The organism is Allomuricauda sp. ANG21 (genome assembly GCF_040705235.1).
GTDB classification, from domain to species: Bacteria; Bacteroidota; Bacteroidia; order Flavobacteriales; family Flavobacteriaceae; genus Flagellimonas; species Flagellimonas marina.
In genome coordinates this window covers 167,545-180,082 of sequence record NZ_JBFCVT010000011.1, presented here as the reverse complement: position 1 = coordinate 180,082, position 12,538 = coordinate 167,545, and the positions used below count along the sequence as shown (strand labels likewise).

The following is a 12,538-nucleotide window of genomic DNA, read 5'->3' as shown; positions in this document are numbered from 1 at the left end:
CGATTCGTGCAGCGAATTCAATGTGTGGTCACCTAGATCAATATTTCCATATTGTTACGAATTGCATGATTGCTATATGCTGTTAAAAACATTATATAAAAAAGGCCTCAATAAGAAAACTTACCGAGGCCATATAAGTACTAGTGATCGCGGAAGGATTCGAACCCCGTCCGCTAACCCTTAATTTTATTGGGTTTCGCCTTGCTTATGTTTTGTAACTAACCGAATTACAGACCACTATGAACAATCTCATTTCGTAGGACCCAAAATTAACTATAAAATATTAAACCTGTCCTAAAAATCGGGGTATCTACATTCATGCCCATGAATAAATTCAAAGGTTTGTATGAGGTATATTATATGAGGCTTTGTCTTCTAGCCTTTTGAACAGCCTCTAACTTGTTGTGGACCTGAAGCTTCCTATAAATATTCTCGATATGCTTCCGTACCGTACTTGGGGATAGGAAGAGATTATTGGCAATCACGGTATAGCTTAACCCTTCCGCCAGTTGTTCCAATACTTCTTTTTCACGTGAACTTAACGAAACGTCATCTTCCTGTACGGATAGTGATTCTTGTTTTTCCGGATATCGTAATAATTTGAGCGTCTTTACCGCAATGGAAGGGCTCATCGCCGCGCCTCCCCCAAGAGTCTCGGTAATGGCATTGTACAACTTTTGTCCTTCAATTTCCTTGAGCAAATACCCATCGGCACCGGCCTGGATTGCATTGAAAATATTCTCATCATTATCGAAAACGGTAAGCATGAGCAACTTAATGTGGGGATATTTCTGTTTTACGATACGAACGGTTTCTATACCGTCCAAAACAGGCATTTCTATATCCATAAGTACCAAATCGAGGTTGTGGTTCTTTTCCAATTTAGACAGCAACTCCCCACCGTTGTACACCATGTACTTGATGTCCAAATCCTCAAAATCTTCTAATTTCTCTTTTATGGCACGAGCCAAGAACGTATTATCGTCCACTATGGCCAGTTTGATTTTGCTCATGGTCCTATACTTTTTGAAGTGAAAGAATTATGTCTTTACCTGTAACGTTACCTTGGTGCCTTTACCGATTAGACTTTCTTGATTGAAATAAATGCCAGCTTTTTTGGCCCTGTTCCTCATTATATGAAGTCCGTTCCCTGTCGACTCCTTTGATGTATCAAAACCCTTTCCGAAGTCCTCTATTTCAATCTGCACTTTTTCATCAACATTGACAAACCTTACCTGAATCTGATCACTCCCTGAATGTTTTACAGCATTGTTCACGGATTCTTGAATAATTCTAAAAAGATTCATCCCCACAAAGGCATTGAGCACCTTATGATCCTGATTCCCCTCAACTTTTACATTGATTTTATCATCTGTGGCTTCATGAACAGTGGCGGCCAATTGCTGGGTCCGCTCCTTGATATCCTCCAAACTGATTTCATCCTTGTTCATGGCCCAAATGGTATCCCGAAGCTCAGATATGGTGACGAGTGAAAACTGTTTCATCTGGGTAAGCTTCTCCATTAAAAATACTTCCCCCCTATCTATTCCGCGCTTTGCCGAATCGGTTATTGAGGTGAGGTAGGTGAGCTGCGACCCAATATTGTCGTGTAAATCTCGGGCAATACGTAAACGTTGTTCCTTAAGGTTTTCCTGTGCTCGGGCTTCTGCCATGGCCTTTTCCAGAGCGGTCTCCCTAGCAAAATTCTTCGCCTTTACCTTTTGTTCACGGAAAATCAGAAAACCGACAATAAGCAGTATGGCCAATAGAGCCCCACTGCCCATAAGCATACTGTTCCTATTTTTCAGGATTAGCTCACCCTCGACCAATGCATTCTGTTGGCGAAGGATTTCGTTTTCCTTTTGCTCGGACTCGTATTTTTCCTTAAGGTTGAACATTTCGCTTGCTTTTTCAGCAAAATAAAGGCTATCTCTTGCTTCCTTATGTTTTTGATGATAAACATAGGCCTTTTCAAAATCCGGTTTTTCTTCATAAATCAAGGACAAGGTTTTCGACAACACATCAATGGCTGGAATAAAATCTATTTGCTCTGCTTCTTGATATGTGGTCAAAGCCAATTCCTCTGCCTTGATTTTTTTCCCTTGTTTGAGAAGTACATTGGCAAGATCATTTCTTAGAAAATATAACGCCAGACGCTCACCTCTTTCCTCTTGAAGCGAAATGGCCTGGATATAATATCGCTCTGCTTCCTCAAAATTTTCAAGCCCCCAGCTTGCCAAGGCCATATTGGTCACTGGATATGCTTGATCCAATCTTGCTCCCATGGACCCAAAGCCATCGAATGCTTTTTTTGCATATTCAAATGCTGTATCGTATTCCTTTTTTACAATATAGGCCGATGCCGCACTATTATAGCTCGAAATCAACATATATTGATTACCCATAACTTTATACATTTCCATTGCCTTGAGGTAGTACTCCAATGAAAGGTCAGGTTCTTCAATGAGCTTAAATCTGTTTCCAAGATTTAGATATGACCCAGCAATCCACAGACTATCATTTCCAGCCTTAAAGTTTTCCAATGCCTTTAATTGAAAATCCACAGCCTTGTCAAACTCTGACAGTGCCTCAAATGCATTGCTGATATTCGTGTAAAGACTTCCCAAAACATAATAATCCTTGGAATTTTCTAAAATCGGTTTGGCCTTCAAATGAAAATCCAACGCCTCTTTGGGCCTACCCTCATCTTGAGAAAGAACTCCATACGCTACCCATATTCTTGCCCTGAAATGGTCATCATCCATAATTTCGGCCTGTCGAAAGGCCATATCCATGTAATATCGGGCACTGTCCATATTTACGGACCGAAACCTCATGCCAACATCTTTTAGTGCCAAAACTTTATCGCCGCCCTCCTTCAACTGGGCAGTATCCTTAAGTGCTTTGATTTCTTTTTTAATATCCTGTGCCAAAATTGACTGCAACGTGAATATCAAAAAGAATAAAAAGGTAATTGGAAATTTGTAATAAGTGGTCATTATAACTAAAAGGAATGGTTGGTGCTTAAAACTAATCCAATTGATTTTATAATCTTAGTTTTTACAAAAAAATTAATTCGCCTTGTCCACCAATTTTTGAATGGTGGCATCTAAAAATGATGATATTGCAAGTTCTGCTCCCTTCTTATATTTTTCTGGATCGCATTTTACAACGGACACATTAACGTCCTCCTTGTCCTCTACCCTCCAAACACGGAAAACACCGGCATCCATTCCTCGCTTGTCCACATCTGCTCCCTGTGAGGCATCAAATTTTTGCTTTTCAAGAACGCCTTCAACCTCTACTCCACGGTTGGACACCATCTGCCCTATGTTAAACCTGTTGACGCTGGATGCATCAATCTTAAAGTCGGTCTCTGCCTTTACCTGTGCGTACCCGGCATGTCTGTTCAAGGCTCTTGTGGTTTCGCTCAATGCATTATCAAAAGAAATAACATTTAGCACTACCTTGTTGAAAATAAAATCATTTTTCTGGTTGGACACCTTCATTTCGACCTGCTCCTCGTAATTGGCTAGCTTTAATGGCCCAGCTTTCTTGTTCTCCATATTTTGCTTTGCCACGATAAATTTTTGTCCTGTGGGACGCATTACTATGTCACCGAACTCATCTCCTTTTTCTCCACCTTGACCAGACCTCAAATCCCATCTTTTTTCGCGGTTTTTCTCATAGGCGCTATGGTTCCATAACTCATCAACGGAAGCTATTTCAAATCCTTTTGCCCTAAGGTCCGCCTTGTACTCTTCAAAGAGTTTATCGGTAAGTTGTTGAAGGTCTTCAATATTGAGCCCGTCCAGCACCAAGGTCAACGACGCCTTTGCATCTCCTTTTAGTCCTCCTCGCCACATTTTGCCTCCTTTTTTCTTGTCCTCTAACTGCAATGCTGTTTGAAAATTGACCTGAAAATCGGAAATGACGATTCGTTTTGGACTTTTTCTAAAATTGAGATTGGCCGGCCCCAACATTTTTATCTTAAAATCCTTTACATTTTGTGCAAATGCCACAGGGGAGGCACAAAGTAGAATCAATAAAAAAGATAACATGGGTAAATTGATACGTTTCATACTATTGGTTTAAAGTTTTGAACAAACATAGCATCCAATGGCGTTGAACTCAATAGGGCAATTGTCGTAAAATGACAGGGAATAGGTGGCTATGTGTCAAATATCAAAATAGAAAAAGCTTAAAAGCCCCATCACGAATGTTGCCAAAAGCAAAGCCGAATTGATGCGTTGCAACTTTGGGTTCAATTTTTTCAGGGTTGCATAAATGTGCAACGCCAATGCCAAAAGAAACGCAGGTAGACTCAAATAGAAGTTGAAAAGGTAGAACCATAGCCAACTGGTGCATAGCGCCCATGCTGAAATCGCCGATATTGCCGGTGGTATGCATTGATTCATACGGCTCACAGCTGTATTAGGATAACGATAATACAGAAAAGTTGCCAGAAGTACCATGGGCCCAAGCATCGCGATCAACAATAGCACACTACCGAACATAATATGTTTTTTATACCAAATAAACTTCTTCACCATTGGGCAGCACAATGCTCAACGGCACATTTCCATATTGTGTCTTGTAAACCAATACTTTGTCCCCAATAAAGAGTTTGTCGTACAGTGTTGAGCTTACCAAGAGTGGTCCTGATGTAAGTATGATTCGATTGGAATTGGCATATCGGTTGGAAGTCAGTGCGAATTTATCTTCGACGATGGATGGAACTCCACGTTTATGGGACCTTTCCTTGTTCCTGTTATAATTTCGGTAGGCCACATATAATCTATAAAATTGAAAAAGAGGTACGACCCAGATTGGAAACAATAGCACGACAAAGCTCCAAAAACCGCTAATTATCATTAAAAGGCCAATAGTGATAAATGGACTGGACCTTACCAAACGCTTTTTTATTTCCGTTTTCCAGATCCTATGCAAGGCTTCATAATCTTTTGGGGTATAGCGAGTATGTGGAATGTGTTTTTCCAGAAACTTTTCTTCTTCATCAAGCTTTTGAGCAACATGGGCATCCTCAACTTGCCCCAAAACATGAAGATTTAGTGTGATTCCTGATTTGGGAGCACGGTCCAGCTGCACCTCTACTCCGATTCTAGCTTTTGAGTAATAAGAATAGTCCACCGAAAACTCCTCATTATCAATATAAACATAATATGACCTTCTAGTTCGGGTCCTTGTTTTGTGCCCGTAAACAGGCCTGTCTCCCGTTGTGGCCCAATGCATCCTTTTGTCGGTGATCTTTCCAGAAACCCGAGATTTTAAACCTAGTTTTAAATCGATTGCCGTGGATGCAATAATATAGGCTATGATGCTAAAAAATAAGACCGAGAAGGCCACCATCATGTAGACTCCAACTGAATCATCTGCAAAACCTGAATTGAACATAAACGACAGAAACAACCAGAATATACCGATAACCACTACCGGAAATAACAACATTCCATATAATTGACGCCTCAGCTTGGTCTTATCTCTATGTTCTAAGGGCAATGTTTCCAATTTAGGCATGATCCACAATTTGGTAGAGCCAAAATTAGGGTCTCCTAGAATCCCCACAATAGGGCAATTGTCCTATTGCGGCATAGGATGGCATACAGATAGTTTTGCTGAAAACCAATCCAAAAAAAAATGAATTCCATTACCAATACCAAAAGACTTTCCCTTGCCATATTTATAATTCTTGCCCACTTTTTTCATTACCAAGGGTCTGCCCAAAACCTGCACCTCAGTAATTTTGACATCAAGTATGGGCAGGTAACAGCGATGTCCATCACCAAATATCATGCTATCGGAGCCCATTTGTACAGTGAAAAGAACCAACTCATGTTCAACCCCGATGGTTATTTAACAGAGGACAAACTTTACCTGGATAATAATTACGAAAAGCTTACCACTTATGATTACATTAATAATGCGTCAAAAGCCATAGAGAAAAAATTCAATCCATTAGGTAAACAAGAAGGTTTGGATAAAACCCTTTATATCTATGAAACACCCATTGGTATAATTTCGGATGACCTACCCGAAACCGTAAAAAACGATGAAGGTCAATACATTGTTCTTGGCGGTTTAAAATACGGTGCAATCTTTAAGTACAAAAAATACGTGATCGTCTATGAGCTTGCGGAAGCAAACAATGGAGAAAGCAAGGTGTTCTACTCCAGTGAATATACCTACGATGGACTAAAACTAGATGAATCCTACAATCAAAAGGATATACGTTATTTTAAATACAATGACAAAAAGTTATTGGAGGAAGAATTGGGCATGTCCAAGATTTGGGAAAGCCTTTTATATAAGTATGTTTACGACCAGCGTGGCAATTGGATTGAAAGAACCAAATTTAGGGCATCAAACTTTACCGAAACCAAATATCAATGGATCATCGATGAGGTAAAATACAGGACCATCACGTACACAGATGGCACGGCAACAGGTAGCAATGTGCCAAGTACTCCAGAAATCGCCTATTCATCCAACCAGAGCAAATTGAAAGACCTCCCAAAACTCAGCGATCCCATATTGATGTCCAAATCCATGAAATTCCTTCAAGATATCACTAAGCTCAGAAACAAAAACAACAAAGGTACAAGCAACGCAACTAAAAACGAGATTTCCCCAACATGTTTAAACGGTGACTGTTCCAATGGGTTTGGGAAAGCTGATTTTGGGACATATACCATTGAAGGTTTTTTTAGTGATGGCAAGGCCAATGGCCAAGGAACTTTATTCTACAAGGATAATTCAGGATATTATCAAGGCAACTTTGTAAATGGTTTCAGGGACGGATTCGGTATATACACCTGGGTCGGCAGTAAAAACTACTACATCGGACAATGGGAAAAGGGTTTTCAAAACGGATATGGCTACATCAAAAATGGGGGTGAAATATTGCAGGCGGGTAGATATGAAAAAGGGAAATTGACCCAAGACCTACTAACCAATAACTATAAGAACAAAATAGCAAAGGGAAACTGTGTAGGTGACTGTCAGAATGGATTTGGATACTATAAGTATGATAATGGAGATAGCTATGTTGGATTTTTCACCAATGGCAAAAGAGATCATTTAGGTGCTTACTCTTGGAAATCTGGAATGGCGCATATCGGAACAATTGTTAATGAACAGCATAACGGTTACGGTCAAGAATTCTATAGACCTAGCGGACAATATTATTTGGGTGATTTTTCACAAGGAAAACGTAATGGACTTGGCATTTTTTATAACAAAGAGCATCAAATACTACAAAAAGGTATTTGGGGTGATGGGCAATTGACCGGAAAGTTCTAGAAAACTTGAGCGCTTTTATGAAAAGCTTAAGCTACTCAAGATTCCTTGAGTATTAAAAAATCAAAATTTAGCGAACGGAACGCAGTGAAGTGCTGCAAGCCCCAAATCTTGCCAAACTAACCATACTGAGCGAGGCAATTTTATCTATTAATCCGCTATACTCTTCCCATCATTTGAGTTAATCCAATGGTCTGTTGACCTCAATTTTATATTTCCAATCTCCATTCCGTTATTTTAAGCTTTAGATTGCTTTTCCATAGGTCCGATTTATTTTTTCGTCAAATTGCGTCAATTTTTTCGTCAAAAATTTCCAGTGTTTATGGGGCTTCCCGAAGGGTTTACTGTAGATTTCGGAAAAGTTTACTGTAACCCCTGATTTTGAACAGTATTCCAAAAATATTTTAATTAAATGGTTTTCAACTTGTTGAAGACCCGAAAACAACCGTGATGGCGCAATTTGCGCATCACCCTCTTGCTATTCGTTTTTTCACGCGAGCGTGAAAACCCAAATACCTTTCTTTTAGTGTATGGAGTATCAATAAACTCTGTGGTTTTTGTCTCTTTGTAGCTGTTGATTGGACTTATCTTCACGAACTACAAAAACAAATTAGAAACCAAATACAGAAGGTGAAGTTCAGACTTGGGACAAAATTTATGATGTGCATTTATGAATGGCTTTTCCCAATTACAAATCAAAAGTCAAAATCTCCAAACTTTTCCCTATTGTCATTTGAATCTGAAAATTTCGAATCCAGAATCGTTTCTAGACCACTCATATCTTCACTTATTTTCTTATCCAATACTCTTGCATAAACTTGGGTAGTGGCCAATTTTGTATGTCCTAATATTTTGGAAACCGTCTCTATGGGAACCCCATTACTCAAAGTAATCGTAGTTGCAAAAGTGTGCCTTGCCATATGGAAAGAAACATTTTTTGGAATGTCACATGCATCCGCGATTTCCTTTAAATAACTGTTCAATTTTTGATTGGAGATTCTAGGGAATAGTTTTTCAGGTTCTCGTTTAGGATGATATTGGTATCGTTTAATAATAGATAATGCTGGACCAACCAATGGAAGCTTAAAACTATTCTTCGTTTTCATCCTTTTTGTGCTTATCCAATATTTTCCATCAATGCCAAGTACAAGGTTATCTTCGCTAAGACCCATTATATCACAATAAGAAATACCAGTATAGCAACTAAAAACAAACAAGTCTTTTACTATACGTAACCGTTCAATCCCTGTGTGATATTCTTGAATTTTCTGAAGTTCAGGTAAGTTTAAAAACTCCCTTTCCTTTCTTTCCATTCTAATTTTAAACTTTTGAAATGGGTCTTTATCTATCCATTCATTATCAACGGCTATTCTAATCATTTTTCGTAGACGTTGAATATGCTTCATTGCACCATTGTTTGAAAGGTTAGCGTGATGATTTATGGGATGTAGTTTGCGTAAATATGTTTCAAATCCAACTATAAATTGGTGATTAAGTTGTGATAGTCTGTAGTCATCACATTTATATTGTTGTTTGATATACTTCAACAGGTACTTCTGACATGTCTTGTAATGACTAAGAGTAGCCTTGCAAAGACTATGTGCATTATGTGTGTTGTGATACTCAAACAAACTCTTTAAAGTAACTTCACTCACATCTTCTCCAAAATAGTGCGCTTTGACCATCTGTGGAGTAATATGGGACGTTCTAGACCGAAGTTCACGATAGCATTGAAAAAGTCCTGTTTCTACTTCCATCAGATAAGTATTGATTTCCTGAGCTTCCTTTGTTCGCCCCAGAACCTTCGACCCCTTACTGTCCCAGATCTCTTTCGGGATAGTATACTTTAAACTCATGTTTGCCCTTTGCGAATCAACGGTGATTCGGGCATAAATCTTTGCGTTGCCGTCATTTCTTCGGGAAGTACTTATCCAGAAACTGATTGAAAATGTTGTCCGGGTTCTCATAGGTTTTGTGTTAAATTGAACGATAATTACCTACGAAAGTCAAATACTAAGTGATTGTAATATAGTTAATTACACGCTTATTCGGTTAACACTTTGAAGAAAAAAATTTACTAACCGAATTACAAACCAAAACATACCATTTCAAACCAATTCAAATGGGGCTCCTAAAAATTAAAGCCTTGCAAATCAATAAGATATGCAAGGCTTTGTTTTTATTTGAACTCTTAAAGTGATCGCGGAAGGATTCGAACCTTCGACCGTCTGCTTAGAAGGCAGATGCTCTATCCAGCTGAGCTACGCGACCCAAGTTTGCGGGTGCAAAGATACTAATGTCAGTGGTTGTAAAAAATATTTTTTTTATTTCTTACGCTTTTTGCATCAGACCACTCAAGACCAGTACATTGACTAATCAAATCCAATTTCTTTAAGACCTTCGTGACTTATTCCTATTACATCAAGCGGTTTTTTGTCCCAAGTCATATCTTGCTCCACAAAATATTTCTGCATACCCGAGGTTTCCTTCTCTGCCAAAATTCGCTTAAAATCAATGTTTCCTTCTCCAACTGGAGCAAATTTTCCCTCATCATCCATGTCCTTTACATGCCATAATTTAAATCTGCCTGGGTATTTCTCAAAATAGGCCACTGGGTCTGCTCCTGCTTTGGTCACCCAAAACAAATCCATCTGAAAGTTCACATATTTTGAATCTGTGTTTTCCAACAAATACTCAATAGGTTTTACTCCATCCTCATTATCCTTGAATTCAAAATCATGGTTGTGGTACAAAAGTTTCAATCCTGCCGCATCACATTTTTTTCCCAAGGTAGTTAAGATGCTGGCGAAATCTTCCAAAGACCCCTGCATGCCCATAGTTCTATCTTCAGGATTAAAGGTAAACATGCCCATAGGCGGAACCGGTATCGTAAAATATTCAAAACCAGCAGCTTTAACAGCGGCTATTTGTTCATCTGCATTTTCCAAAGTAACCGAACCTTGGTGGGTACTCACCGGTTTCAGACCCACACTTTCCAAGTATGCTTTAAAGTCTTCTGGAGCCATGCCATAGAACTTCCCTTCATTATAACCTGCTGCCTCAACATAGGCATATCCGGCATCGGCCACTTTCTGGAGCGTTGCTTTGGCGTCTTCCCCCATATCATCCCGAACCGTGTACAAGGCCAATCCTCCAAAATTTTGATCGCCGCACGAGTGTAAGGTCACCAATAATACAAGAAGCCCAAAAGGAACGAGTTTGTTTAATGCTATCAATATTTTTTTCATTCTGAAATTGTTTGAGTTTAATTGTAGTTCTTTAGCTCTCCAATATACTGCTTTCCTATCGATATTCATGAGCATGGCCCATTCTGTTCATCATATGGAATCCCTAGTTTGTATAAATTAATATGCTAGGGATTCTTTCGTTTATGGCGTGAATGAACTATCTTAATTCTTTAAAAATCAACCACCATGACCAAATTCTGCGTTCTCCTTTTCAGTTGTTCTCTATTCTTGATTTCTTGCAGTTCAACTGAAGAATCAAAATACACTATTGCTGTTAGTTTTGCTGAATCCGAAAGCCTAGAAAACAAAGACGGAAGACTATTGTTAATGCTTTCCTCGGACGACAGTAAAGAACCTCGTTTTCAAATCAATGATGGCCTAAATACACAACTCATCTTCGGAATGAACGTTAATGGCATGGCCGCGGGTGAATCCATCATTATTGATGAATCCATTTTTGGATACCCCTACCCTAGTCTAAGTGAAGTTCCTCCGGGAGAATACAATGCACAAGCACTTTTGCACGTATATGAAACTTTTAACTTATCCACCGGACATACCGTAAAGCTTCCCATGGACAATGGTGAAGGGCAACAATGGAACACTTCTCCTGGCAACTTGTACAGCAAGCCGTTCAAAATAACCGTTGGTGAGAATGGTATTAACAATGTCTCTTTGGTGATGGACCAAGAAATTCCACCCATTCCAGAGCCAGAGGATACGGAATGGATAAAACACATTAAGATCAAATCCGAGAAATTATCTGAATTCTATGGTAGGGACATTTATTTGGGAGCGCATGTTTTACTGCCAAAAGGTTTTAACGAACATCCCGAGGCAAAATATCCCTTAATGGTTTTTCATGGTCATTTTCCAAGTGATTTCCGTGGTTTCCGAACCACCCCTCCTGACCCCAACTTGGAACCCGAATACTCCGCTAGGTTTGATTTGGAAGGCTACAATCTCATCCAACAACAAGAGGCGTATGACTTTTACCAACGCTGGAACGAACCTGATTTTCCCCGTTTCCTAATTATTGAAATCCAACACCCTACTCCCTATTATGATGATTCCTATGCGGTCAACTCTGCAAGTCAAGGTCCGTATGGAGATGCCATCACTTACGAACTCATTCCTGAGATTGAAAAACGATTCCGTGGTATGGGCGAAGGTTGGTCCCGATTTTTATACGGAGGTTCCACTGGAGGTTGGGAAGCTTTGGCCGTACAGGTAAAATATCCCGAAGAATACAACGGTTGCTTCGCAGCTTGCCCAGACCCCATTGATTTTAGGGCCTACTGCCTCACCAATATTTACGAGGATGAAAATGCCTATTACTACAACTCTGAGCACAAGAAATTGGAAGTACCTTCCCATAGAGATTATTTGGGCGACATACAGTCTACCTTACGACAGGGCAACCATTTGGAACTGGTTTTGGGCGACAAATCCCGATCAGGACAACAATGGGATATTTGGGAAGCCACCTATTCACCCCAAGGTGATGATGGTTACCCAGTTCGAATCTGGGACAAAATGACGGGCGATATTGACCATGAAGTCGCCGAATATTGGAAAGAAAACTACGACCTGCGGCATATCTTGGAACGCGATTGGGACAAACTTGGCCCACAGTTACGGGGCAAAATCCATATTTACTGCGGCGATATGGACAATTATTACCTCAATAATGCTGTCTATCTGATGGAAGATTTTCTGGAAAGTACCACCGAACCATACTATGACGGTGAGGTCTTATATGGTGATCGTGCTGAACACTGCTGGAACGGAGACCCCGACCAACCCAATGCCATCAGTAGGTTACGGTACAATTCCATGTACGTGCCAAAAATCATGAAGCGTATTGCCGAAAGTGCGCCCCAAGGTGCGGATTTGACCAGTTGGAGGTATCAATAACCGGCTTGATGTCTTTTAAAAACGGAGTTGTCCTATATTAGCCGAGCTCAAGGTAA

General features: G+C 39.8%; 9 protein-coding genes and 1 tRNA gene. 2 read left to right on the top strand and 8 right to left on the bottom strand.

The genetic code is table 11. The features are described from left to right. Positions 1 to 356: 356 nt before the first annotated feature. The 5 genes from AB1A65_RS09680 to AB1A65_RS09660 form a co-directional block, all read right to left on the bottom strand. Positions 357 to 1,013 (bottom strand): response regulator transcription factor, encoded by a 657-nt coding sequence (locus AB1A65_RS09680; protein WP_119638406.1) that lies wholly within the window; start codon positions 1,011 to 1,013, stop codon positions 357 to 359. 27 nt (positions 1,014 to 1,040) lie between these two features. Continuing rightward, positions 1,041 to 2,933 carry a sensor histidine kinase gene (locus AB1A65_RS09675; protein ID WP_366588342.1) on the bottom strand — a complete coding sequence of 631 codons (1,893 nt, stop codon included), beginning with the start codon at positions 2,931 to 2,933 and terminating at the stop codon, positions 1,041 to 1,043. Between the two features lie 138 nt (positions 2,934 to 3,071). Next, positions 3,072 to 4,082, bottom strand: a complete 1,011-nt coding sequence (locus tag AB1A65_RS09670; RefSeq protein ID WP_292963445.1) for a hypothetical protein — start codon at positions 4,080 to 4,082, stop codon at positions 3,072 to 3,074. 103 nt (positions 4,083 to 4,185) lie between these two features. Continuing rightward, positions 4,186 to 4,410 (bottom strand): hypothetical protein, encoded by a 225-nt coding sequence (locus AB1A65_RS09665; RefSeq protein ID WP_366588340.1) that lies wholly within the window; start codon positions 4,408 to 4,410, stop codon positions 4,186 to 4,188. 117 nt (positions 4,411 to 4,527) lie between these two features. Continuing rightward, complete coding sequence (locus AB1A65_RS09660; protein ID WP_366588338.1) at positions 4,528 to 5,538, bottom strand: hypothetical protein; 1,011 nt, start codon at positions 5,536 to 5,538, stop codon at positions 4,528 to 4,530. Between the two features lie 120 nt (positions 5,539 to 5,658). Between AB1A65_RS09660 and AB1A65_RS09655 the strand changes: the two genes are divergently transcribed. After that, a complete protein-coding gene (locus tag AB1A65_RS09655) occupies positions 5,659 to 7,320 on the top strand; it encodes a hypothetical protein (protein ID WP_366588336.1) in 1,662 nt (553 codons plus the stop codon). A 692-nt stretch (positions 7,321 to 8,012) separates the two neighbouring features. On the opposite strand, the gene AB1A65_RS09650 is transcribed toward AB1A65_RS09655, so the two are convergent. The 3 genes from AB1A65_RS09650 to AB1A65_RS09640 all read right to left on the bottom strand — a co-directional run bounded on the left by AB1A65_RS09650 (position 8,013) and on the right by AB1A65_RS09640 (position 10,565). Further along, positions 8,013 to 9,284, bottom strand: a complete 1,272-nt coding sequence (locus tag AB1A65_RS09650; RefSeq protein WP_366588334.1) for a site-specific integrase — start codon at positions 9,282 to 9,284, stop codon at positions 8,013 to 8,015. Positions 9,285 to 9,514: 230 nt separating this feature from the next. Next, positions 9,515 to 9,588, bottom strand: a tRNA-Arg gene (locus AB1A65_RS09645). A 101-nt stretch (positions 9,589 to 9,689) separates the two neighbouring features. Then, positions 9,690 to 10,565, bottom strand: a complete 876-nt coding sequence (locus tag AB1A65_RS09640; RefSeq protein WP_366588331.1) for a sugar phosphate isomerase/epimerase — start codon at positions 10,563 to 10,565, stop codon at positions 9,690 to 9,692. A 186-nt stretch (positions 10,566 to 10,751) separates the two neighbouring features. Between AB1A65_RS09640 and AB1A65_RS09635 the strand changes: the two genes are divergently transcribed. Continuing rightward, a complete protein-coding gene (locus AB1A65_RS09635; RefSeq protein WP_366588328.1) occupies positions 10,752 to 12,482 on the top strand; it encodes an alpha/beta hydrolase-fold protein in 1,731 nt (576 codons plus the stop codon). The last annotated feature ends 56 nt before the right edge of the window (positions 12,483 to 12,538 follow it).

Bases quoted from the DNA above. Each gene is read 5' to 3' on its own strand.
- AB1A65_RS09680 (WP_119638406.1), bottom strand. From the start codon at position 1,013: ATGAGCAAAATCAAACTGGCCATAGTGGACGATAATACGTTCTTGGCT.
- AB1A65_RS09670 (WP_292963445.1), bottom strand. From the start codon at position 4,082: ATGAAACGTATCAATTTACCCATGTTATCTTTTTTATTGATTCTACTT.
- AB1A65_RS09665 (WP_366588340.1), bottom strand. From the start codon at position 4,410: ATGCATACCACCGGCAATATCGGCGATTTCAGCATGGGCGCTATGCAC.
- AB1A65_RS09660 (WP_366588338.1), bottom strand. From the start codon at position 5,538: ATGCCTAAATTGGAAACATTGCCCTTAGAACATAGAGATAAGACCAAG.
- AB1A65_RS09655 (WP_366588336.1), top strand. From the start codon at position 5,659: ATGAATTCCATTACCAATACCAAAAGACTTTCCCTTGCCATATTTATA.
- AB1A65_RS09650 (WP_366588334.1), bottom strand. From the start codon at position 9,284: ATGAGAACCCGGACAACATTTTCAATCAGTTTCTGGATAAGTACTTCC.
- AB1A65_RS09640 (WP_366588331.1), bottom strand. From the start codon at position 10,565: ATGAAAAAAATATTGATAGCATTAAACAAACTCGTTCCTTTTGGGCTT.
- AB1A65_RS09635 (WP_366588328.1), top strand. From the start codon at position 10,752: ATGACCAAATTCTGCGTTCTCCTTTTCAGTTGTTCTCTATTCTTGATT.